The organism is Bacillus sp. AG4(2022) (assembly GCF_031844465.1).
In the GTDB taxonomy this organism is placed as follows: Bacteria; Bacillota; Bacilli; order Bacillales; family Cytobacillaceae; genus Bacillus_AB; species Bacillus_AB infantis.
Window position 1 is genome coordinate 100,613 of the sequence record NZ_JAUZVH010000001.1, and the last position, 21,126, is coordinate 121,738.

A 21,126-nucleotide genomic window follows, 5' to 3' on the forward strand; every position below is an offset into this window, starting at 1 on the left:
AATGACACAAAAACCGTCTAAAGATAAACAGAGCAGGATATCCTGCTCTTAAATCGCCGCAGCCATCTTTTTTCTTTCTAATGTTAGAGCCGCAAACAGGAAGGAAAGCGCTGCTGCAAAACGAACAGCAGAAGTTATGCTCATAGCCGATAACATACCGAAATGATCAAGCAGGAACACTCCGAATTGCGGGGCGATAAAACCGACAAGGGATGACAAAAAGTTATAGTTGGCTATATAGCTGGTCCGGTTTTTTTCCGGCGAAGCATTAAGAAGCTGATTGAACAGCAGCAGATTAGTCCCCGAAACAAAAAGGCCGATCCATAGATTGATTAGCGTCAGGTAAACAAGATTGGATGAAGCGACTGTAAGGAGCGGGGCCGTTGCCATGCCAGCTGCTGCAATGAATAGGATAAAGCTGTTGCCTTTCCTGTCCGCCGCTTTAGCCCACCATTTAATGCTGACAATCTGGGCCAGCTGGTTGGTTACAGAAAACAGGGAAAGCCACAGGGCAGTAGCTCCTGCTTCCTTTATTTGATATATGCTGAAAATGGACCATGCCATCTGGGCACCAAAATTAAATAAAAGTCCGCAGACAACAAATGTAAGGAATGGCTTGTGCCTGAAAACAGCTAATGATAGTTTCTTTGTCTTGATGCCCTCTTCCGGCTTTTCTTTTATCACCGGGCTTTCTTTATGCTTAAAAAGGTAATAAACTTCAAGCAGCGCAAAGAGGAAGCCGAGCACAAAGAGAAATTGATACGGAAAAGGGGAACCTTGGTCATACTGCTGCAGGAAAAATCCTGTCCCGAAAGTTATAAACATGGCAGCAATTGTATTAAGGCGGTTGCGTGTGCTAAAGAATTCACCGCGTCTTTTTTCAGGGACCAGATCTCCGATCATGGACTGCCAGGACAGTCCGGAAACAGCTCCCGGGAAATTGAGCAGACCAATAAGCCCAACAAGAAACCATGGCGCATATTCCTTTGGCAGGAAAGGTACAAATAAAATCAGCATAAAAAGAAATCTTGTCGCAAATGTAGAAGCAACAGCCACCCTTTTTTTGCTCCGTGAACGATTGATCCAAACTGCTCCAGGAATGATGGCCAGAAGGCCGATGATAGAAGGAAGGGAACTTATCAGTCCCATCTGCTGATTTGTTGCCTCAAGAACACTGATGGCCAGTAGGGGGATGTAGCCGTTGACCGCATTCGTAGAAATAGTAGAAGCCAGGCCATTATAGATGCTCAGCTTTTCATTTTGTGTATATTTCAATTCTTAATCTCCTTTTTCCTTTTTCGTTGCCGCAATGGATTGTATGCTTTCGCTTCTCAAAAAACAATACATTTGGCATAAAAAGGGTAAAAGGTGGGACCTTCTCGATTAAGAACATAGACCTATTGAAGGACTTATGTCACATGACAAAATCATTATTAACACTGGAATAATTTAACTTTACCGGTAAAATCTTTCCCTGTTTCCTCTATAGTTTACGTTTTTCCACCAGGGGTACTTATTCTAGGAAGGCTTATCCAGCCAGACTAAAAAACACCTGTCGAGGAGGAATTTTATGTTTTATCATGTAAAAGAACTGCAATTCGAAGCAAGGCCGGAACGTCCGGATCCCTTGTTTGCCAAGAAGCTGCAAGAGCTGATCGGCGGGCAGTATGGAGAAATGACCGTTGCCATGCAATATATGTTTCAGGGATGGGCTACACGCGGCAACGAAAAGTACCGGGACCTGCTTTTGGATATAGGTACAGAAGAAATCGGACATGTTGAAATGCTTGCTACCATGGTTGCCCGCCTGCTAGATAACGCACCTGTCAAGGACCAGGAAGATGCAGCAAAAGATCCTGTCATTGGTGCAGTCCTCGGCGGGATGAATCCGCAGCACGCGATTGTAAGCGGACTTGGTGCCCGCCCGAGCGACAGTGTCGGCAACCCTTGGATGGGCAGCTATACCATTGCAAGCGGCAACCTTCTGGCTGACTTCAGGGCCAACCTGAATGCAGAATCCCAGGGGCGCCTGCAGGCCGTACGCCTGTATGAAATGTCTGATGATGCTGGAGTTAAAGATTTGCTTTCTACCCTCATTGCCCGCGATTCTTACCATCAGAATCAATGGATGGCAGCAATCGCTGAACTTGAGGAAAAAGAAGGCATCATTACACCAAGCACATTCCCTCGCGAACTTGAGAAAAAGGATATTGCTTATAAACTATATAATCTTTCTGAAGGCCAGGAAAGCGGCGCAGGACGGTGGGCAAGCGGACCTGCACTTGATGGCCAGGGAGAATATGAATATGTTGCTGATCCTAAACCGAATGCCGAGAAGCCATTTCTGAACCCGGCTCCTAAAAGCCTTCATAATACGCTGCCGGAAGACTTAAAAAATCAATAAAGAAAGAGTCATGGCCCGGGGTATCCAGCTCCGGGTTTTTTCCTGCAGCCGGGAAAAATATGAAAAAGCAGCAGGAGGATCAAAATGAGCGTATTCAATGTAATCAGCCATAGACCCTACCCTCTTCCAAAGTTACCCTGGCTAATGACGCAGACTTGGACTGATGTGGTGTTTGTCCATTGGCCAGTGGAGGCTTCTTCCATCAGAAGCTCTGTGCCTGATGGTATGGAAATAGATATTTACGGAGGCCAGGCATGGATCAGTGTAGTTTTTTTTTCTCTGAAGGAAGCAGGCTTGATAATCACCCCGAGATTTTCGCTAAAAGAAAAAGTCCATGAAATGAACGTCCGTACCTATGTGAAGAGAAATGGAAAACAGGGAGTCTATTTTTTCAGCCTTGATACGAATTCCCTGCTCAATACAGTTGGTCCGAGACTTGCTTATTTCCTCCCATATTTTTGGGCTGATTTGAAAAAAGAAAGAAATAATGAAAGCTTAACCATAAAAGCTGCCAGGAAAAGCAGCCATCGTAAATACAAATGCAGCTTAAGCACCTGCGGACAAACATACACAGCTGAAAAAGGGTCACTTGATGAGTGGCTGACTGAGAGATATTGTTTATTCAATAGAATAGGGGGGCGATATTTAAGGACGGATATCCATCATAAAAAGTGGAGATTGATGCAGGCGGAGGGCAGGGCAGCAGAGAATTCCTTTTTACCGCCGGAGCTTGAAGGTGCAGCCGCAGAAACACCTATCTTCCATTATTCCAAGAGCCAGACCGCCTTCATATGGCCATGGATGCTGGATTAAAAAATAACAGCCGTCAAATGCGGCTGTTATTTTTTCCTGTTCTGATGCATTTCTGCCAGCTGCCTTTTGACTTCGTTGTACGACAGTCCCGAAGCTGCATTTTTTTTCTTTACTTCTTCAATATCAGTTCCTGCAGCAGTATACCTTTTATTAGACTCCAAGCATATTCCCTCCAGTTCTTTTTATTTAACAGGTTAAAAAGGCAGAACCTGCACATACTAGAAAAAAAGGAGGCGGTTCCTATTTTTTTCAACAAGAGAGCACAAGAAGAAAAGCCAGAAGATATCTTAATGGATACTGAAGTATACTCCTGCGCCGGTGAATCCTGCAATGGGTGGATGAGGAAAGATTTCGCATCCGATGACTTATTATGCCCCCTTTGCGGAACAGGTATGACTGCTGAAATAAGAGAGCTTCCAAAGATTTGATGCTGCACGATTAATGGGAAGAAGCCTGAACCTTTGTCAGGCTTCTTTTTGTTGGCATAACGCAGAGTATTTATGCCGTGTTCCTGGAACAAGGCATTTCCGCTTTTCTATTGTCCAGCTCCGCCGGCTAGAGCCTCGAGTCATAAGCTACTTTGGAACCGAAGGCAAAGAACGCCTCCAATTCCAAAGCGTCTTATGCTGGGCCCGCAGGACGCGGGTCATGCAGGCGTTGCCACAGGACGTGGCGTCTTTAGCCTGCGTTCCTTAATCCGAACAGCCGCTTCCGCTTTTCTATTTGTCCAGCTCCGGCGGCTAGAGCCTCGAGTCATAAGCCACGCAAGGATTAAAGGCAAAGAACGCCTTTTATCCTTGCGCGTCTTATGCTTGTCGGCTCTGGGCAAGCCGCCTCCGCTTTTCTATTCATAATGTTCTTCAAATGCTTTTTCTGCGGCGGCTTGTGAGGTGAACAGGGCGTCGTCGTCCTCGATTACGTGAAAGGTTTCGTTTAGGAACAGGGCATACGCGTTGGGATCTTTGGGATGCTGGACGATTTCTGCTGCCCGGATATTTGAGACGGTAGGGGTATGGGGGTTGTTATATATAACAAATACCTCGTCCCCGGCTTTTACTTCTTTAGGATTGATCATATCCATATTGGCATTCTCCTTTATAAGTTCTCGTTTTGCTGTCCAATTTCGCCTGCAGCTATGATGCTATTGGCTGTTTCCAGTGATTCATGCTCATTGACAGAGTCTCCGGGCGTATTTCTTTCGTTTATCCCGCGAGCATCAGTGTCTATTGTCATTTCAGGCTCAGAAGGTGCAAAATTCTTAGGGTCTTCTGTTTCTTTCTCCTGCAAGTATATCCCCTCCTTTTTTCGAACCATCTATTTAAAAGTTTTTCCTGATGTATCTCCACTATGCATTAAGACCAAATTAAAGCAGAGGCTTTAGGATCTGAGCAGCCGGGAATACGCATAACAGATAGAAAAAAAGGAGGCAGGGAATGTTTAAAAATAATGCAGAAAGAATAATCTCAGATATCCAGAATCACAGCATTAGGATTGATGATTTTAATGACTTGGATGCAGCAGCAGAAGCTGCCGGCAGCTCCCAGTTCGTCCTCCTTGGGGAAGCGTCCCATGGAACATCTGAATTTTATACCTGGAGGGCAGAGCTGACGAAGAAGCTTATCGGACAATATGGCTTCAAGGCCGTTTGTGTTGAAGGGGACTGGCCCTCATGTTTTGAGGTTAACAGCTATATTAAGTCGTATAATCAGCGCCTGCCACAGGATGTACTGAAAGCAGCATTTAACAGATGGCCGGAGTGGATGTGGGCCAATCGTGAGATCCAGGACTTTATCGTATGGCTCAGGGATTATAATGAGCAGGCAAAAAAAGATATGATTGGCTTTTACGGTTTGGATGTCTACAGTTTATGGGAGTCCATGGAGGAAATCATCCAGCATCTTGAAAAAGACAGCTCCAATGATGCAGAAGCTGCCAAAAAAGCTTTTTCATGCTTTGAGCCTTATTACAGGAATCCTGAGGACTATGCGGTGTCATCGGGCTTTTATGGAGAATCGTGCGAGGAAGAAGTAATGGAGCTGCTGCTAAATATCCGGAGAGACTTGGCAAAATACCCTCCCCAAAATGAAACGGCGCTTAACCTTTCAGTCAACAGCCTTGTTGCCCTTCATGCAGAAAGTTATTACCGGTCAATGGTAAAAGGCGGCGCTGAGGACTGGAACATTAGGGACAGACATATGGTCAGCGCAATTGAGGAAATCATTAGATACTATGGTGAAGCTACAAAGATCGTCATCTGGGAGCATAATACGCATATCGGTGATGCAAGAGCAACTGATATGGAAATGCATGGGATGACGAATGTCGGCCAGATTCTCAGGGAGAGGTATGCCGGCAAAGTATTTGCGCTCGGTCTGGGAACATACGACGGGACTGTGATTGCCGGACGCAGCTGGGGAGAGAGAAGGGAAGTGATGCTTCTGCCTCCTGCAGCAGAAGGTAGCTGGGAGGATTTGCTGCACCGGGCTGGTGCACATAATAAGCTGATTCTCTTCAGCAGCGAAAATCGCAGCCTTTTTCAAGAAACGATTGGACACAGAGCGGTGGGAGTCGTATATAATCCGGAATTTGAACTCAATGGAAATTACGTTCCTTCACAGATTTCCGACCGGTACGATGGTTTTCTTTTCATTGACCGCACTTCTGCTTTAAGATCTCTTGACTAAAGAGGGTGAGCCTGAATCAGGCTCACCCTTTGTTACATTATTGATAGCTGTCCGCCAGTTCATCAACAAGAGAACCGACAAAAGAAACAGCTTTCCTGATCGAATCCGGCTTGCTCATATCAACGCCCGCGTCCTTGATAAGCTCCAGCGGCTTTTTCGTTCCTCCGGCTTTCAGTACATCGATCCACTGTTCAACGGCAGGCTGTCCTTCTTCCTTGATCCTTTGTGCAACAGCAGTTGATACAGTCAATCCCGCAGAGTAAGTATACGGGTACAGACCCATGTAGTAATGAGGCTGCCTCATCCATGTCAGGCTTGCCCCTTCATCGATTTCAACTGAACTGCCCCAGAAGTCTTCAAGCACCTGTTTCTTCTCCCTGGATAATAAAGCAGCCGTCAGGGGAACCCCTTGCTCCGCCAAAGCGTAGACTCTTCTCTGGTATCTGCCTTCCAGGAGATGTGTAACAAAGTTATGATAATAGGTTCCAAGTAGCTGAAGGATGACCCAGCGCTTCATCCGCGGATCTTCGGTGCCTTCCAGTAGATGCTGCCCCAGCAGAAGCTCATTGATCGTCGATGGCGCTTCTACAAAATAAGTGGAAGGACGGGTATTCATAATACGCTGATTTTTATTTGCCAGGTAGAAATGGCCGGCATGGCCCAATTCATGGGCAAGCACGAATGCACCGCGCATTGTATCTGTCCATGTGATCAGAATATACGGGTGCGAGCCGTACGGGCTTGAACAGAACGCACCTGTCGATTTGCCGATATTATCTGCAAGGTCCACCCATCTGTCTTCAAGGCCTTTTTTCATGATTTCTGTATATTCTGGCCCCATCACCTGAAGAGCTTCCAGGATGACTTCACTGGCAGACTCATAGGTGGTGGCCGGGTTGAATTCCGGGTCAAGCGGCGCCTTAAGGTCAGCAAATGTCATCCTATCAAATCCGAGTACCGTCTTCTTCAGTTCAGCATACTTGCGCATAATAGGGGCCAATTCTTCTCCGATGATATCAAGCTGATTGTGGTACATTTCCTCTGTAACCTGCTGAGGCTCCAGCAGCATTTCTGTTGCAGATTCATACTTTCTCGCCCGGGACAGAACGACCTGCCGTTTCACTTCTGCTGAATAAGCGGCAGCAAACGTGTTTTTATACTGCTTCAGTGTATCAGTGAAAGATTCATAAGCAGCTCTTCTTGTATGTGTATCAGGCGAAAATTCATAACGGTCTTCAAACAGGGCAAAAGAGTTTGGCAGTACATTGCCCTCCTTGTCCTTAAATGAAGCGAACTGCATATCTGCCAGCTTGCTGTTTTGATAAACCTGATATGGAGAGGCATGTACCTCGCCAAGTGAGGCAAGGACTTCTTCAGTCTCTGGGCTGAGCTTATGTTTTTTTGTTTCAAGAAGCTCTTCAAGATTTTTTCTGAAGGCTTCCAGCTCTGGCTGTTCTTTTATGTATCTCTCAAGCAGCCCATCTTCAAAAGCCAGGATCTCGGACTCAATGAAAGAAAGGGCGGAGTTCACTTTTGCCCGGAGTGACGCTGCCAGCGATGCGTTGGACTGATTGTCAGGATCTGATCCATCTTCAGATTGGCGCAGGGAAGCATAGGTTCCGGCCTGGACCATCCTGATGGAGTAAGCTTCCTGTGCCAGCAGGCATTCCTTCAGGACAGCAGAGCCGCTGGCAAGCCTGCCTTTATATGAATCAAACCGGGACAGGTCAGCCTCCAGGCTTTCAAGCTCACTCTTCCAGTTTTCTTCCGAAGAGAACAAATCATTTAAATTCCATGTAATAGCCTCAGGGACCTCTGAGCGTGCTAGTCTTTTGACAAGTGTTTTTTCAGTCATTTATAAAAAGCCTCCTTTATATAAAACGGGAAGATGTTTCGAAACCCTAAAGAAATTATACTTCATCGGAAGGCATTTTCCTATCCTTTATCTAAATATTTTTAATCTTTGTACATAAAAAAACGGGCTAAGCCCGTTTCCGATTACTACTCATGTTTTTTAGCCAGGCATCTGTCGCATTCCAGCAAATAGGCTTCTGCCTGTTCTTCCATATGTTCGCCGCATTCCGGGCATTCCTTCTTCGGAAGGTTCCTGAAAAATTCAACTGGGTTCTTAATCATGATAATCCCTCCTTTTATAATACAACTAATTTATATTGTTTCTGTTATAGTACAGTATACCTTCAGTTGATTTATTTGTGAAGGATAAACTGCAATTTTTTTAGATTTTTCCACCCGATACAAAATTTAGGTAAAAATTCGAGAAGCGAAATATGGCTGTTAAATGCTTGTCATGAACGTAAAGGATTTATTATCTGCCTGTTCTTTTTCTCAGAATATTTCATGCTATGATAGATTCCGTTAGCGAGAAATAGCTATCAGGAGGTAATCAGATGAAAAAACAAATTTTATCATTAGTGGCTGCAGCAGCCGTGGCCGGAGCAGCCGGAGCCAATGTACAAGCAGATGAAATTTCCGTAGAAAAGGGAGATACCCTTTGGGGGCTTTCCCAAAAATATGAAGTAACAGTAAATGATATTAAGCAGTGGAATGATTTGTCTTCAGACATGATCAGAGCAGAAACCACTCTTTCTATTTTTCCAGAAAAAAAATACATAATTAAATCCGGGGATACGCTATGGGCTATAAGCAGGAATCATGGCGTTTCCGTCAGTGATTTAATGCACTGGAACAATCTGTCGTCAGACTTGATCTACCCTGAACAGGCCCTTGTCATCCATCCGAAAGGAAGCATAAAGGAAAAACCGGCAGCACCAGCGCCTAAAGGGCAGGAACAGACTGAAAAACAGCAGGCCGTACAAGCTGCTGAAAAGTCTCCTGCTCCTGAAAAAACAGCCCCTGCTGAGTCTAAGCCTGCTGAAAGCGAAGGTACTGTAAGCACCCAGCCTGCTCCTGAAGCCAGTGCACCAGTAGCGCAGGAAGAGGTCGGCAAGGAAATCACCGTTACTGCAACCGCCTATACTGCCAGCTGTGAAGGCTGTTCCGGCGTAACATCTACTGGAATTGATTTAAATGCAAATCCAGATCAGAAAGTCATATCGGTAGATCCCAATGTCATTCCTTTAGGTTCCAAGGTATATGTCGAAGGATATGGCAATGCGATTGCCGGAGATACAGGGGGCAGCATTAAAGGCAATAAAATTGATGTATTTATCCCGACTAAAGAAGAAGCAATCAAGTTTGGCAGACAGACATTGACGGTCAGGATACTTGATTGATATATGTAATGTAAGAAAGAGGCCGGAGACACCATTCGGCCTCTTTCTTTTTTATACTATTGTTCTTTCATCTTCCTCTTTTTGCGTTTGTTTATCTTTAATCACGAAACGCTGCACAGGCTGTGTCAGCTGATAAAAGCGGTCTTCAAGAAAATTGCTGACAGCAGCAAATCGATCATGCATGCCAGAACGCAGATCTTCGTAGTGCCTGCCCAGTTTCTGAAGCAGATCCTCCTGTTTATCCAGACGTTCCATAATGGTCAGATGGGTCATTTCATGCAGATCTCCGAGAGAATCCACTTTATTCTTCAATTCTTCGTGTTCTTCTAAAAGGCCGTCAGGCGGAAGCAGATTATCCATCTTTCGGGAGAGTTCCAGCATCATCGCTTCCTGGATAATTTGCTGGTCATTCCATTTCTCCTGCCGGGCACTTTTCTGCTCCACGCTTTCTGTAAGCTGCAGGTGGTGACTTTCCATCATTTCGAGCCGCTGAAGGATTCTCAAGCCAGCTTCTTCCTGCTTTAGCATACATTCTTTCAGCTGTTTTAAATAAACTTCCTCCAGCCCGGCCAGGTCCTCAGAATGCCGGTCTGCTGCAGCAAGCAAATCGGCCTTAAAAGATTCGATTGACCGTGAGACAGCCTCTCTGAATAGACTGTTTTTGTAGATCACCTGATTCCCGCGGGCAGACACTTCCAAATTCTCAGTAAATATGATGGGCGAAATTCCTGAATTAGCATGGTTGCTGATAGGGCACAGCTCCTTTCTGATTTTAGGTTATCCTATGTAATGATTGCAGAAAAGCTGCAAATAATAGGCAGGTGACCCATTCAGGGAAGAACAGATCGGGAGGCGGATATGGAAATATTTTCATTTGATGAAGGCAGTCAGGCTGACATTGCAGGAACCATCATGATTGCGCCTGAAGAAAGATCTTTTTGGCTGGCATTTTGCACCTTCAATATCCACTGGAGGGGGGAAGTGATTCAAACCAGGGATGATATTCTAATAGGTGAGAGGGAGCAGCTGAAAAGGGAGTACAGCATTTTTCATGATCTTTATCAGCAGCTTTTGATGCAGCTGCCGTGGAAAGATGCATCTGGTCTGAAAATGAATCTAAAGCTTGACGAAGGGCTGCTATACTTGATCTTTACGGAAATGGACACTTTCAGGGAATACTGCTGGGCAGCTGGGGACACAGAAGGGGAAGAACTTTGCAGCTCTTACAGGATACTTCTAAAGTCGCTGATTGAAGAGGATTTAAACAGCAAAAAATAAGCCCCGCCATAATAGGCCGGGCTTTTACTTTATTGAAATAATTTTTCGTCGATGACCTCATGATTATCGTCCATTACGGTCACCTTGCTCGGCTTATTTTCTTTAGCCATCTTTTCAGCTTCTTCCACTGCTGCCGTTCTGCTGCCGAATTGTGCTGCAGGTGCTGCATCTTCCAGCTTGACCAGCCAGAGGTTTTCATCCTTATTTGGTACAACTGCATATTCTTTAATCATATAAAAAACTCCTTTCACTTTCTTAATGGTTTTTTTCCCTTTCCGCACCCTGCTAAACCGGGAATATGATTTCTCTGAAAGGAGATAGTAACATTAAAAAGGGAGTGATTAATTTGCCTGAGGATAAAAAAGAACCGACTATGGCGCCGGGCATTGATGACAGTGACGAACTGAACCAGGATGCTTCCGCACAGGAAAGGCAGAAAGGCGAATATACCAATGTGACTGCATTAGTTCTGGATGAAGCGGATCCAAGCTGATAACACGTGTGTTTATGCTAAAGTATCAAAGGGTATTTGAATGCTACCATGAATAGAAAGGAAGATAATGATGCTGAAATTTATCATAGGGGCACTTTTGGTGCTGTGGCTGCTTGGCTTCATTTTTAAGATTGCAGGAGGGATCATCCACATTCTCCTCGTAATTGCTGCTGTTCTGCTCGTCATCAATCTTATCAAAGGAAGAAGAACCAGCTAGATAAGGCCTCCAGGCGGAGGTCTTTTTTTGTTAAACATTCTTGTTGATTTTGGGCTCATTTCATCACAGCTGAATGAGCCCAAAATCAACAAGGTACACTAACACAGGATTTTTTGTATTTAAATATTAAATATTTACTCTATTCATAATATTTAAAAATTATTTAGAAATATCTTTTTGTTTCGACTTTCGAACAAAAAAAGGTTGAAAAAAGTATGAAAACTAGTTAAATTATAAATTGTCAGTAAATAACCTATTTTTAAAAAAAGGGTCAACAGAAAAAGGAGAGAGAGAAGAATGAAAAAATTTATGGCTTTATTAATGGCTTCCCTTATGACTGCCGGCTTGGCAGCGTGTTCCGATGACACGTCTAAAGAGACTGACACCGAAAAGGACACTTCAGCCGCCGAGACTGAAACAGCTGAACAGGCTGACAGCAGCAAAGAACAAAAATCTGCGCTCCTCAGCTACCAATCTGAAGTCACCAAGCTGATCCGCAGTACTGAGGCATCTTTTGCAGAAGAAGGCAAAGATCCTGCAGAAGCAGCTTCTGCTTTTGAACCTGGTTTAGACGGAATTGAAATCCCTGAAGAATTGAGCGACTATTCTGCAGATATCGAAGGTGCATCTGACAGCCTCGTTCAATATTTCACAAAAAAAGGCGAACTTCTTAAGGCCGGGTCAGAGGACCTTGCTGAAGCTGAGACATTCAAAGAAGAGTATATTGCGGGCATGACCAAGGTCTTTGAGGGTGTTGATATTTCTACTCCAGCTTTCAAAGGCATGTTCCAATAATCAGAATGAAATTCTAGCAGCATCAGAAAGGCCGGTCCACACTTGTGGCCGGCCTTTCGGTTTGTTCAGTTATGGAACATCATGACCCATGGAGCTTTGAAGGATTTCAAACCACTGATGGTTGTCCAGCTTCAGTTTCATGCTATTAACTGCTTTTTCAATTCTTTGCTTTTTGCCTGATCCAATGATCGGCATAATCCGTGCCGGATGGTTCAGAAGCCATGCATAGAGAACCTCATCAATGTCACCCGCTCCTATTTCCCCTGCTATATTTTTCAGGGCAGCCTGAAGCCTTTTTGCCCTTTCATCCTGAGCGGAAAAGATCCTTCCTCCCGCGAGAGGGGACCAGGCCATAGGAGCAATTCTTTTTTCCAGGCAATGATTAAGTGTCCCATCTTCGAAATTTTCAAGATGATAAGCAGAAAGCTCAATCTGATTTGTGACCAGCTGAAACGGCAGATAAGATTGAAGCATATCAAATTGGTGGTTTTTAAAGTTGGAAACGCCAAAGTTTCTGACCTTTCCCGCTTTCTTCAGTTCAATGAAAGCCTGTGCGGTCTGTTCAGGATCCATGAAAGGATCAGGACGATGGATAAGCAGTGCATCCAGATAGTCTGTCCCTAAATTCTTTAAAGAATAATTGACCGACTCTATAATATGCTCACGGCTGGTATTATAGTGGTGTGATTTATGCTGCGGCCTGTTGGGTGATTGGAGGACGATTCCGCACTTAGTGACAATCTCCATCTTTTCCCTTAATTCAGGTTTCAGAGCAAGCGCTTTCCCAAACAGATCCTCACAGGTGTAGCCACCATAAATATCGGCATGGTCAAAGGTTGTGATGCCCATCTCCAGGCAGTATTCTATAAGCGAAAGTGTTTCCTGGTCTGACTGTTTCCAGTCAGCAAGCCTCCAAAGACCATGGATGATCCGTGAAAAAGATAAATCCTCATTCAGTTTTATTCTTTCCATTTTATACAGCTCCTCATGAGTAAAGTTAATAAATATGTATCCGAAAAGCCTTAAACGGCCTGACGGTCTTGTCCATCCAGGGAGGCTCTTGCCAAAAGGGTCTTCCTGTAGGAAAAGTTCTCTTCATCCAGAATCAGTATGCGGGATGAATAGGTTATATGCTCCAAGTAATTCTTCTTAAGGCCTTCGTAAAAAAGCATAAAGTCTTTAGTATCGCTTCGAATTTCTTCATCAAAGATGCCGGAGCTGCTGCCTGCGACATTTTTATACCTTTTGCAAATTCTTTTCGCTTTTTTGACAAGCTGCTGCGCTTCCTTCATTTTGTAGATCCATTGCAGACTGGAAAAAAACTCTTCCATATCCTTGGCGAACTGGCTTTTCACCTCTACATTTATCTGATCCACTGTGAGTGTTCTCCCCGGCAGTATAAATCTTTCAGCCATGATTTTTTCAGTGAGCTGGGGATTGCGCTCAAATGCAAAAAATATCCGCAGTGTGTTATAAGAATCAAACATCGGGTTATGCGTTTCTCCGACGAAATCCAGCCCATACAGTGCCAGGGCGTTTTCAACAGAGGGTGTATTATTAGCCGCACGGTTTGAAAACACTTCCTGGAAATCGACATATCTGGAATTGATTTTTTCAATTGTGGCAGACGGGATCCCATGTCTGGCTGCATCAGCATTCAGTCGGGACAGATCGCTTTTGGACCATGAATAGAACCTGGTTTTCTTCACTCCATTAACCCAGTAAAGAAAAGTGGAAAATACATCAGCAAATCTGTCTGCATCCCTGAGATCTTTATCTTCAATGCCGGTCAGCCTTTTGCAGAACATACTGAGCGGCTTATGATTTTCCGGCTTTATATACTCATCGAAAAATGAAAGCTTCTCTGTAATCAGATCATATTTTACTGCACCAAGCCTGATTGCCTCCATATCTTCAAACAGCATCCCTTTGTTCGAACAGAGCATCTCAAAGTCAAAAAAAACATATTGCGTCAGTTCAGCCATTTTACACCCTCCTTTCCTAACAGTTCATTATAGTTGAATTCACGGTTTTAGGAAAGGAAATATTTTTCCATATATACAAACGAATTCTTACTTGGCGATGTGTGTTAAGCGCCGCTGCTGATTAAGGGCTCACTTAGCCACACATTCAGGGCACCTGAACGGCATATGGAGCAACAATTCACAGAAATGCCGGATCAGCACATAACACTTACAGAGTATTATTGAACCTTACGCTGTAAAGAACCTTATTTATGACGAATGTTCTTTGCAGAAACGGGTATTAACATTGTAACAAAACCAATTGCAGAGGAGTGGAGCCGGTGAAAAAGATATACACCCTGGCAGCCGCTGCAGCCATAGTGCTTTCAGGCTGCGGTGCCGAGGATGACCAAGAAACCGTTTCAGATGAGCAGAATACGACAGAAGGGTATAACGAACAGACAAATACGGAAGGAGAGGAGGAAAAGTTAAGCGCAGGAGAACTGGATGACCGCATCACAGAAGGAATGGATTATGGGACCTATTCAGCAGAGGTTCAGTCATGGGCTGAAAAAGGCCAGCTGGAATTTAAAGAATCGGTCAAGCTTGATGGCGGCGAGGAAGGGACGCTGGCTGACATCCATCAGCTTGCAGACGGATTCCTTGCAGTATCACATGATGGGCAGCAGGTAACGGAAGTACTCGTTTTCACAACCATCGAAGAAGCAAAGGAAACCCTGAAGGGTGAAACAACCCCCGGCACATCTTCGTGATAAATTAAGCAAAAATAACTTAATTAACGAAAGGACGGATCGTTCATGATAACTGTTAATGCAGAGCTGCGCTTTGAAGGAAAGATAGATAGAGATGATATGAGGACAAAGCTGGAAGGATACTTGCAGGGGACTGAGTTCGAGATTCTTTCTATAGATGAGAAAGATCACAGCCAGACACCTTTGGCAGATGAAAACAACAAAGAATATAAACATCATAAGCTTCCTTCCCAGCCTGAAGGCGCTGCACCGGATGTTAACACTTCCGGGGCGGGCGGAATGGTTTCACCGGATACGGATGACTACAGCAAAAATTAGGGATAGATCAACACAGGGCGCCTAAAGCCCTGTGTTTTTCTTATGAAAAGAGACCTGGATGTTATCTTATATTCTATTATTCATTGGAGATCCATATGATGGTATAAAAACCTATTTGAGGTGCTGAAATGGGAATTCATGTTGTATCATACGGTGACACCATATGGCAGATTGCCAATGAATATTCTGTTTCCCCAGCCGACATCTTACTTCTTAATGGATTGAAGGACGCCAATGAAATAGTGCCCGGGCTGGCGCTGTATATCCCTCTGGACACTCTGCCTGTCCGCTCTCATATAATAAGGGAGGGAGACACCGTTTATCGGCTTTCTCTTTTTTATCAGACACAAATTGATTCTATTCTTAAAGCAAATCCCGGCTTGAATCCATATAATCTTCAGCAAGGACAGAACATATTCATTCCTTCACCACTTAAATACGGCATTCAGACGCTTGGTTTTATATTGCCTTACAATACTGAGGCTCTTTTCCCCATACTGGAAGGAATTTCGCCCCTCCTTACCTATCTTGCCATCACTGCCTATTCATTCCGGGCAGAGGGAACTGCCTACAGGCTTCTTGATGACACATCTGTTATCAATAAAAGCAAAGAGCTGAGCATCCTCCCGCTGCTCATGATCCGCAACTATCAGAATGGCGACTTTGATCCGGAACTGGCCGGAAGCGTGCTGGGAAATAGAAGGTATACAGCCAATCTGGTCAGCAGTATTGCCAGTCTGGCTAAAGAGAAGGGTTACAGCGGCGTCAGCATTGATTTTGAATTCATACCTCCGCCGCAAAGGAACAGCTTTTCCCGATTTCTTGCTGAGCTGAAGCTTGCCCTTGGAAATCTGATTCTTCATGTCAATGTCCATGCAAAAACAGAGGATATTCCTTCAAACAGGATCATTGGCGCCTATGATTATGAGGCAATCGGTGCTGCTGCAGATATTGTTGCCGTCATGACAATCGATTACGGTTATCCCGGCGGGCCGCCTGAGCCTGTTTCACCGCTGCCATGGATGGAGGATGTAGTCAAGTACGCCGTTACCCAGATTCCTCCGCGTAAGCTGCAGATTGCCCTGCCCTTATACGGGTATGACAAATTCGGACCGGACAACAAAACTGTCTCTCTGTCAGTTCTCCAGGCACAGAACCGGGCAATAGAAAAAGGCGCTAATATCCAGTATGACAGCAACAGGGCAGCACCATTCTTTACTTATTACGATGAGGGGCAGCTCCATACCGTCTGGTTTGATGATATCCGCAGCTATATGCAGAAATACCTTCTTATGGACCGTTATCAGCTACTGGGCACCACTTTCTGGCAAATCAGCCTCCGTGCCCCGCAAAGCTGGCTCGCCCTTTATAACAGCTATCATGTCGTGCGGAAGGAATAGGAGGTTTATTATTGTTTCTGCTGTAAATAATTCCATTCATAATAGATCGGTCATGCAGTGCAAAATAAGACCGTTACATTATTATGAAAAGGGGTTAACAGAATGAGTAAAATGAAATTCAGCTTTTTGCCAGCAGTTTTTGCAGTGATGCTGGTGTCTGCCTGCGCCTCTAATAATGCTGCAGATGACAGGCAAGGCGGCCTCAACACACTGAATGCCGGGAATGGCAGACAGGGCCAGACCAACTTTTTAAATGACCGCAGCAGCCAGCAGTCAAAAGGAATGATGGAAAGCCTTCAGGAAATCAACAATGGATTTATTACGATTGATCCGAATGCTTACAGCACTGGCATGCCAAGCGAAGAATTCCCGCATGGTGAACAGCAGGATAATGGCATGTTCCGTTTTTATACGGGTGAAGAAAGAGGGCAGCAAGGACAGGAAGGACAGCAGGCAGCTCCAGGACAGAATCAAGCAGAACAGGGAGCAGGCATGGAGCCTGGCACTCAGTATGGGGCAGGCCAGGGAACAGCGCCTGGCGGCCAGGGTGACCAGGGGCAGAATGGCGCTGAGGAACAGGGACAGCAAAAGGCAGGAGACACTGACCAAAGCATCAGCGATATGGAATCCAAAGTCATCGAGCTGACTAATGCAGAAAGAACGAAGAACGGCCTTGCTGCATTGAAATCTGACAGCTCTCTGAGCGGGGTTGCCCAGGAAAAATCAGATGATATGCAGGCGAAGAATTACTTTTCCCATACTAGTCCAACTTATGGCTCCCCATTTGATATGATGCGGGACTTTGGAGTGGAGTATTCAACAGCAGGTGAGAATATTGCCATGGGACAAAGATCTGCAGAGGAAGTCGTCGATGCCTGGATGAAAAGTGAGGGGCATCGCAAGAATATCCTCAGCAGCAAATTCACCCATATAGGAGTAGGGCATACAGGCGAAGGTAATTACTGGACACAAATGTTCATTGGAAAATAGAAGGAGAAAAGAAGTGCTTTTCATGGGCACTTCTTTTATTTGCCTGAAAATTTCGTATTGCGAAACTTTCAGATACCGGATAAAATAGACAAAAACTGCACTGGAGTAAAGGAATGAACAGAAAAGTAATATTATATGTAAAAGCTTTTTCAGATTTTGGCACCTTTATGGATACAATTGTACTCAACGTCCTCATTTATGCTGCTACAGGGAGCACAGGATGGATGGCTGCCGCTATGGCATTCAGGACAGCCGGCGGTGTGTTTTCAAGCATTTTTTCCGGCATACTGGCAGATCGGTTCGACAGAAGAAAGATCATGATCATCAGCGACCTGGCAAGGGGCATTCTGATTTTGTCCCTGATCCCTTTTCCATCACCCTATATGATCATACTCGTATCCTTTGCTATTGGGTTCTCCAACAGCAGCTTTATGGTCAGCTTTAATGCGGAAATCCCCCAGATCTTTGGCGAAAATAAGGTGCTTGAGACAAATGCTCTTATTTCCAGACTCACTTCCGCCAGCCTGGTCGCCGGATTTTTGGCCGCTGGCATCCTGACAGATATTATAGGCTACCATATTACACTGATTATCGATTCAGCTACCTACTTCCTGTCTGCTGCTGTGTTGATGATGCTTAAATGGGAATCGGCACCTGGCAGGAAAGCGGGTGTTCAATCGACCCTTCAAGGGAAGCTGTCTTCAATTTTCTCTGATATAAAAGAGGTCTATGCCTATTTAAAGCTGGCTCCGATGCTTATGCTCGTCAACCTTGTCTTCCTCGCAGGATCTTTTGCCGGAAGCTCCCATAACCTTGGGATTCCGATTTTGGCAGAGGCCCTTAATCCTGACAGACAAAGCTTTTATTATGGGTTGATTTGGAGTACATGGGGAATCGGGTCTATTCTGTCTGCATTCCTCCTGCCGAGGCTCCGGTGGGCAAGGGGCAGCAGAATTTATCTTGCGTGCTTCATTTCTGCCATCCTGATGTCATCAGGGTTTATCATCTTTTTATCAAGCAGCTATATCCCTGCAATATTACTGGTTGCTTTTCTAACCGGTATTTTTGACGCAGCTTTTACGACCCTGCATGCAACCATCCTCCAAAAATCGGCCAATCATATAAGGGGCAGGATATTTGGAGTAGGCATGCTCCTGAAGTCGCTCGGTTTCGCATGCGGATTTATTCTGGCTCCAGCTGTCCTTGACAGTACCAGCCTGCCGGTGCTTGCAGCATCCTTCCATGGCATCCTGATCGTAATGACGCTATTGATCATGGTACGTACATACATATTTGCCAGGACGAAAAATCAGCAGGAAGCGGGGAGTGCTTAACCAGATTGGATTTTTGGCTATAGCCGTGTTATATTATCTTTCATTAAAATGGCCGGCGCTTCTTCCAAAGAAGAAGCAAATGGTGATTGTTGAGTAAAGGAAGAAATACGATGAGCAGCACAAAAAGATATATAGCAGAATGGCAAAAGGCCCTTCAATCAGAAATACAGCATATGAAAAATTATGGAAGCAGTAAATATTCCCTTCACAATGGCATTCTGATATCAAGCCATGAAGGGTTTGTTTATTTTTTTGAGACAGAATCTGCACTGCATGTGCCTATCGGATCACAGGTGAAAATCAGCTGGGGGCATAAAAAAGCTGAAGGAAGGATCCTGTCTTCTGAAGGCCGGAATATCATTGTCTCTGCGGACCAGTATTTGGGTGAGGAACTGCAATATGCATCCCTGCACCATGATCCCTGGGAGCTGATCGATCAGCTCATACAGCGGCTTGATGATATAAAAAAAAGCAAAACGAAGAGGCTGCGGATCAAAAAACTGATGGATCCCTCCATGCCGGCAGCCCATCCGGGAGGAAAGGCAAAATCCCCTGTCCATGAACTTATTTTGAGATCCAAATATAACCCGGTTACATTTGTATGGGGTCCCCCGGGGACTGGGAAAACATATACGCTTGCCCGGACAGCAGCTAATAAATATTTCAAAAAACTGAAGGTGCTTGTTCTATCACACAGCAACCAGGCGGTTGATGTACTGATGGCCGAAATTGCCTCTTTTTCGTCCCGCAAATCCGAAACCAAAGACGGGGATATTCTCAGGTATGGAACGAGAAGCAGCAGTGAAGCACATGCAGGGGGGCTGTTTCATTCCGACAGGCTCATTGAAAAGCACCACCCGGATCTGGCAGATAAAAAATCTCAGCTGATGGAAGAAAAAAGGCTGTTAAAATCTGATTTGGGGCGCTCTTTCAGTAAAAGGGATTCTGAAAAGCTGGTTGAAATTGAAACTAAGCTCGCAGCCGTTCTGGAGAAGATCCGCAAAAAGGAAATTGAATATGTTAAGGATGCAGGCATCATTGGAACCACTCTTGCCAGGGCAGCAGGCGATCCGGCGATTTATGAAAGCCAATTTGATCTTGTCATTGTGGATGAAGCGAGCATGGCTTATGTACCGCAGGCTGCCTTTGCTGCCTCTCTGGGTAAAAGGATCATCATTTGCGGAGACTTCAAACAGCTTCCGCCTATAGCCGCCTCCAGGAGCGAACTGGCAGTCAAATGGCTGAAAGAGGATATTTTCCACCATTCAGGGGCAGCTTCTGCGGTCGGGAATGGCCAGATGCATCCCCATTTGTTTTTGCTGAAAGAACAAAGGAGGATGCATCCGGATATTTCTGCTTTTACCAATAAACATGTTTACCATTCCCTTGTGACTGATTTTGAAGGCACAGCCGAGCTGCGGGCAGGTATTTCCAAATTAAATCCGTTCAAAAACATGGCATCTATTATGGTTGACAGCTCTGAGATGGGAAAGTACGGAATTAAAGATAATAACAGCGGATCCAGAAGCAACCTTCTTCATCTTGCGCTTTCATTCCAGCTGATCCACGAGGCATATCTGGATGGGGCCAGGTCAATAGGTTATGCTACACCTTACAGGGTTCAAGCTTCATTGATGGAACAGTTCATGGAAGAGGTATACAGCTCTGAAGCTGCTGCTGCAGACATTATTGCGGCAACCGTCCATCGTTTCCAGGGGAGCGAAAGAGATATAATGGTCTTTGACACCGTTGACAGCTTTCCTTTTGAAAAAGCTGGGATGCTTATGACTGGAAAAGACAGTGAAAGGCTGATCAATGTAGCCGTAACAAGGACAAGGGGAAAATTCATACAGGTAGGGGATATCCGTTTTATCAAAGAAAAAGTATATACAGGAAAAACATGGCGGAAACTGGCAGAACACCAGCTCAAGATGGATCAGGCTGTTACTCCCTCCAGTATCGGAAGATGGATCAGGAACCAGCACCACGCTCTGCAATGGATTCACAGCAGGAAAACCGGCAAAGTTGAAAATGATTTATTACAGGCCAAATCAGCCATCATCATTTCGCTGCCAGCCACCCATGCATTGGACGAAGAATGGACAAAAATAGTGAACGGAATGACTGGAAAAGCCAGTGTCACGCTGATTTCAGACAAAAGGCATGAGACGTTAAAGCATGCCGCTTTCGTTCAAAAAGATGTACCGTTTCCTTTCATCAGCATTGACAGCAGCATCTTATGGCTGGGAATGCCTTTTTGCAGACATGAAGGCATCAGGCCTCCATATATTGCTGTCAGATTTCTATCGGAAAACATTGCCGGCTTCGTTGAATCGCAATTTCTGTGAAAAAGCCTGGTACATGCAAGCCAACTAAACATAAAAAGACCCCCTGAAACAGGGGGTCTTG

Annotated in this window: 25 protein-coding genes; 15 read left to right on the forward strand and 10 right to left on the reverse strand. The window is 45.0% G+C overall.

The window, feature by feature from the left end; genetic code table 11:
* Positions 1 to 48: 48 nt before the first annotated feature.
* Positions 49 to 1,275, reverse strand: coding sequence for an MFS transporter (locus Q9R36_RS00535; RefSeq protein ID WP_311224378.1), 1,227 nt, complete (start codon positions 1,273 to 1,275; stop codon positions 49 to 51).
* Between the two features lie 295 nt (positions 1,276 to 1,570).
* Between Q9R36_RS00535 and Q9R36_RS00540 the strand changes: the two genes are divergently transcribed.
* A complete protein-coding gene (locus Q9R36_RS00540) occupies positions 1,571 to 2,404 on the forward strand; it encodes a manganese catalase (RefSeq protein ID WP_129612199.1) in 834 nt (277 codons plus the stop codon).
* A gap of 84 nt (positions 2,405 to 2,488) precedes the next feature.
* Positions 2,489 to 3,217 (forward strand): YqjF family protein, encoded by a 729-nt coding sequence (locus tag Q9R36_RS00545; protein ID WP_022543858.1) that lies wholly within the window; start codon positions 2,489 to 2,491, stop codon positions 3,215 to 3,217.
* Positions 3,218 to 3,243: 26 nt separating this feature from the next.
* Here the strand turns inward: Q9R36_RS00545 and Q9R36_RS00550 are convergent, their stop codons facing one another.
* The gene (locus tag Q9R36_RS00550) at positions 3,244 to 3,378 is read right to left on the reverse strand and encodes a hypothetical protein (RefSeq protein ID WP_022543857.1); all 135 of its coding nucleotides are present in this window, start codon (positions 3,376 to 3,378) and stop codon (positions 3,244 to 3,246) included.
* Positions 3,379 to 3,459: 81 nt separating this feature from the next.
* Between Q9R36_RS00550 and Q9R36_RS00555 the strand changes: the two genes are divergently transcribed.
* Entirely contained in the window at positions 3,460 to 3,645 is a 186-nt protein-coding gene (locus tag Q9R36_RS00555; RefSeq protein WP_083783107.1) for a cold-inducible protein YdjO-related protein, read from the forward strand.
* A 416-nt stretch (positions 3,646 to 4,061) separates the two neighbouring features.
* Here Q9R36_RS00555 and Q9R36_RS00560 read toward each other — a convergent pair whose 3' ends face one another.
* Together Q9R36_RS00560 and Q9R36_RS00565 are read right to left on the reverse strand one after the other, a co-directional pair.
* A complete protein-coding gene (locus Q9R36_RS00560; protein WP_009793826.1) occupies positions 4,062 to 4,298 on the reverse strand; it encodes a transcriptional regulator SplA domain-containing protein in 237 nt (78 codons plus the stop codon).
* Positions 4,299 to 4,312: 14 nt separating this feature from the next.
* Positions 4,313 to 4,504, reverse strand: a complete 192-nt coding sequence (locus Q9R36_RS00565; protein ID WP_022543856.1) for a hypothetical protein — start codon at positions 4,502 to 4,504, stop codon at positions 4,313 to 4,315.
* 146 nt (positions 4,505 to 4,650) lie between these two features.
* Here Q9R36_RS00565 and Q9R36_RS00570 point away from each other — a divergent pair, with 146 nt between their 5' ends.
* Positions 4,651 to 5,901, forward strand: a complete 1,251-nt coding sequence (locus tag Q9R36_RS00570) for an erythromycin esterase family protein (protein ID WP_148949470.1) — start codon at positions 4,651 to 4,653, stop codon at positions 5,899 to 5,901.
* A 37-nt stretch (positions 5,902 to 5,938) separates the two neighbouring features.
* On the opposite strand, the gene pepF is transcribed toward Q9R36_RS00570, so the two are convergent.
* Together pepF and yhfH are read right to left on the reverse strand one after the other, a co-directional pair.
* Complete coding sequence (pepF, locus tag Q9R36_RS00575) at positions 5,939 to 7,756, reverse strand: oligoendopeptidase F (RefSeq protein WP_311224379.1); 1,818 nt, start codon at positions 7,754 to 7,756, stop codon at positions 5,939 to 5,941.
* 146 nt (positions 7,757 to 7,902) lie between these two features.
* Positions 7,903 to 8,037: a protein YhfH gene (gene yhfH / locus Q9R36_RS00580; RefSeq protein WP_009793830.1), complete on the reverse strand. Its 135-nt coding sequence runs from the start codon at positions 8,035 to 8,037 to the stop codon at positions 7,903 to 7,905.
* Between the two features lie 272 nt (positions 8,038 to 8,309).
* Here yhfH and Q9R36_RS00585 point away from each other — a divergent pair, with 272 nt between their 5' ends.
* Positions 8,310 to 9,155, forward strand: a complete 846-nt coding sequence (locus Q9R36_RS00585) for a LysM peptidoglycan-binding domain-containing protein (protein WP_009793831.1) — start codon at positions 8,310 to 8,312, stop codon at positions 9,153 to 9,155.
* A gap of 51 nt (positions 9,156 to 9,206) precedes the next feature.
* Here the strand turns inward: Q9R36_RS00585 and Q9R36_RS00590 are convergent, their stop codons facing one another.
* Positions 9,207 to 9,827: a hypothetical protein gene (locus tag Q9R36_RS00590; protein ID WP_142385213.1), complete on the reverse strand. Its 621-nt coding sequence runs from the start codon at positions 9,825 to 9,827 to the stop codon at positions 9,207 to 9,209.
* Between the two features lie 186 nt (positions 9,828 to 10,013).
* Between Q9R36_RS00590 and Q9R36_RS00595 the strand changes: the two genes are divergently transcribed.
* On the forward strand, positions 10,014 to 10,433 hold the full coding sequence (locus Q9R36_RS00595) for a hypothetical protein (RefSeq protein WP_224950309.1): 420 nt from the start codon (positions 10,014 to 10,016) through the stop codon (positions 10,431 to 10,433).
* A gap of 29 nt (positions 10,434 to 10,462) precedes the next feature.
* On the opposite strand, the gene Q9R36_RS00600 is transcribed toward Q9R36_RS00595, so the two are convergent.
* Entirely contained in the window at positions 10,463 to 10,666 is a 204-nt protein-coding gene (locus tag Q9R36_RS00600) for a DUF2188 domain-containing protein (RefSeq protein WP_022543855.1), read from the reverse strand.
* A 113-nt stretch (positions 10,667 to 10,779) separates the two neighbouring features.
* On the opposite strand from Q9R36_RS00600, the gene Q9R36_RS00605 reads away from it, so the two are divergent.
* The 3 genes from Q9R36_RS00605 to Q9R36_RS00615 all read left to right on the forward strand — a co-directional run bounded on the left by Q9R36_RS00605 (position 10,780) and on the right by Q9R36_RS00615 (position 11,938).
* Positions 10,780 to 10,926 carry a hypothetical protein gene (locus Q9R36_RS00605; protein ID WP_022543854.1) on the forward strand — a complete coding sequence of 49 codons (147 nt, stop codon included), beginning with the start codon at positions 10,780 to 10,782 and terminating at the stop codon, positions 10,924 to 10,926.
* A 70-nt stretch (positions 10,927 to 10,996) separates the two neighbouring features.
* Complete coding sequence (locus Q9R36_RS00610; protein WP_022543853.1) at positions 10,997 to 11,143, forward strand: lmo0937 family membrane protein; 147 nt, start codon at positions 10,997 to 10,999, stop codon at positions 11,141 to 11,143.
* A 297-nt stretch (positions 11,144 to 11,440) separates the two neighbouring features.
* The gene (locus Q9R36_RS00615) at positions 11,441 to 11,938 is read left to right on the forward strand and encodes a hypothetical protein (protein WP_224950305.1); all 498 of its coding nucleotides are present in this window, start codon (positions 11,441 to 11,443) and stop codon (positions 11,936 to 11,938) included.
* A gap of 69 nt (positions 11,939 to 12,007) precedes the next feature.
* Here Q9R36_RS00615 and Q9R36_RS00620 read toward each other — a convergent pair whose 3' ends face one another.
* A complete protein-coding gene (locus Q9R36_RS00620; protein WP_009793839.1) occupies positions 12,008 to 12,910 on the reverse strand; it encodes an aldo/keto reductase in 903 nt (300 codons plus the stop codon).
* Between the two features lie 50 nt (positions 12,911 to 12,960).
* On the reverse strand, positions 12,961 to 13,923 hold the full coding sequence (locus Q9R36_RS00625) for a 3'-5' exonuclease (protein WP_009793840.1): 963 nt from the start codon (positions 13,921 to 13,923) through the stop codon (positions 12,961 to 12,963).
* 320 nt (positions 13,924 to 14,243) lie between these two features.
* Here Q9R36_RS00625 and Q9R36_RS00630 point away from each other — a divergent pair, with 320 nt between their 5' ends.
* From Q9R36_RS00630 to Q9R36_RS00655, 6 genes are all read left to right on the forward strand, one after another.
* Complete coding sequence (locus Q9R36_RS00630) at positions 14,244 to 14,675, forward strand: hypothetical protein (RefSeq protein WP_022543852.1); 432 nt, start codon at positions 14,244 to 14,246, stop codon at positions 14,673 to 14,675.
* A gap of 45 nt (positions 14,676 to 14,720) precedes the next feature.
* A complete protein-coding gene (locus Q9R36_RS00635; protein ID WP_009793842.1) occupies positions 14,721 to 14,993 on the forward strand; it encodes a hypothetical protein in 273 nt (90 codons plus the stop codon).
* A 128-nt stretch (positions 14,994 to 15,121) separates the two neighbouring features.
* Entirely contained in the window at positions 15,122 to 16,393 is a 1,272-nt protein-coding gene (locus tag Q9R36_RS00640; RefSeq protein WP_311224380.1) for a glycosyl hydrolase family 18 protein, read from the forward strand.
* 102 nt (positions 16,394 to 16,495) lie between these two features.
* Positions 16,496 to 17,383 (forward strand): CAP domain-containing protein, encoded by an 888-nt coding sequence (locus tag Q9R36_RS00645; protein WP_009793844.1) that lies wholly within the window; start codon positions 16,496 to 16,498, stop codon positions 17,381 to 17,383.
* A 113-nt stretch (positions 17,384 to 17,496) separates the two neighbouring features.
* Positions 17,497 to 18,717: an MFS transporter gene (locus tag Q9R36_RS00650; protein WP_224950295.1), complete on the forward strand. Its 1,221-nt coding sequence runs from the start codon at positions 17,497 to 17,499 to the stop codon at positions 18,715 to 18,717.
* Between the two features lie 110 nt (positions 18,718 to 18,827).
* Positions 18,828 to 21,065, forward strand: coding sequence for an AAA domain-containing protein (locus Q9R36_RS00655; protein WP_253616928.1), 2,238 nt, complete (start codon positions 18,828 to 18,830; stop codon positions 21,063 to 21,065).
* Positions 21,066 to 21,126 lie beyond the last annotated feature (61 nt).

Excerpts from the sequence above, each read along its gene's own strand:
- Q9R36_RS00540 (WP_129612199.1), top strand. The coding sequence starts at position 1,571 with ATGTTTTATCATGTAAAAGAACTGCAATTCGAAGCAAGGCCGGAACGT.
- Q9R36_RS00545 (WP_022543858.1), top strand. The coding sequence starts at position 2,489 with ATGAGCGTATTCAATGTAATCAGCCATAGACCCTACCCTCTTCCAAAG.
- Q9R36_RS00560 (WP_009793826.1), bottom strand. The coding sequence starts at position 4,298 with ATGGATATGATCAATCCTAAAGAAGTAAAAGCCGGGGACGAGGTATTT.
- Q9R36_RS00570 (WP_148949470.1), top strand. The coding sequence starts at position 4,651 with ATGTTTAAAAATAATGCAGAAAGAATAATCTCAGATATCCAGAATCAC.
- pepF (WP_311224379.1), bottom strand. The coding sequence starts at position 7,756 with ATGACTGAAAAAACACTTGTCAAAAGACTAGCACGCTCAGAGGTCCCT.
- yhfH (WP_009793830.1), bottom strand. The coding sequence starts at position 8,037 with ATGATTAAGAACCCAGTTGAATTTTTCAGGAACCTTCCGAAGAAGGAA.
- Q9R36_RS00585 (WP_009793831.1), top strand. The coding sequence starts at position 8,310 with ATGAAAAAACAAATTTTATCATTAGTGGCTGCAGCAGCCGTGGCCGGA.
- Q9R36_RS00595 (WP_224950309.1), top strand. The coding sequence starts at position 10,014 with ATGGAAATATTTTCATTTGATGAAGGCAGTCAGGCTGACATTGCAGGA.
- Q9R36_RS00600 (WP_022543855.1), bottom strand. The coding sequence starts at position 10,666 with ATGATTAAAGAATATGCAGTTGTACCAAATAAGGATGAAAACCTCTGG.
- Q9R36_RS00610 (WP_022543853.1), top strand. The coding sequence starts at position 10,997 with ATGCTGAAATTTATCATAGGGGCACTTTTGGTGCTGTGGCTGCTTGGC.
- Q9R36_RS00615 (WP_224950305.1), top strand. The coding sequence starts at position 11,441 with ATGAAAAAATTTATGGCTTTATTAATGGCTTCCCTTATGACTGCCGGC.
- Q9R36_RS00620 (WP_009793839.1), bottom strand. The coding sequence starts at position 12,910 with ATGGAAAGAATAAAACTGAATGAGGATTTATCTTTTTCACGGATCATC.
- Q9R36_RS00625 (WP_009793840.1), bottom strand. The coding sequence starts at position 13,923 with ATGGCTGAACTGACGCAATATGTTTTTTTTGACTTTGAGATGCTCTGT.
- Q9R36_RS00635 (WP_009793842.1), top strand. The coding sequence starts at position 14,721 with ATGATAACTGTTAATGCAGAGCTGCGCTTTGAAGGAAAGATAGATAGA.
- Q9R36_RS00640 (WP_311224380.1), top strand. The coding sequence starts at position 15,122 with ATGGGAATTCATGTTGTATCATACGGTGACACCATATGGCAGATTGCC.
- Q9R36_RS00645 (WP_009793844.1), top strand. The coding sequence starts at position 16,496 with ATGAGTAAAATGAAATTCAGCTTTTTGCCAGCAGTTTTTGCAGTGATG.
- Q9R36_RS00650 (WP_224950295.1), top strand. The coding sequence starts at position 17,497 with ATGAACAGAAAAGTAATATTATATGTAAAAGCTTTTTCAGATTTTGGC.
- Q9R36_RS00655 (WP_253616928.1), top strand. The coding sequence starts at position 18,828 with ATGAGCAGCACAAAAAGATATATAGCAGAATGGCAAAAGGCCCTTCAA.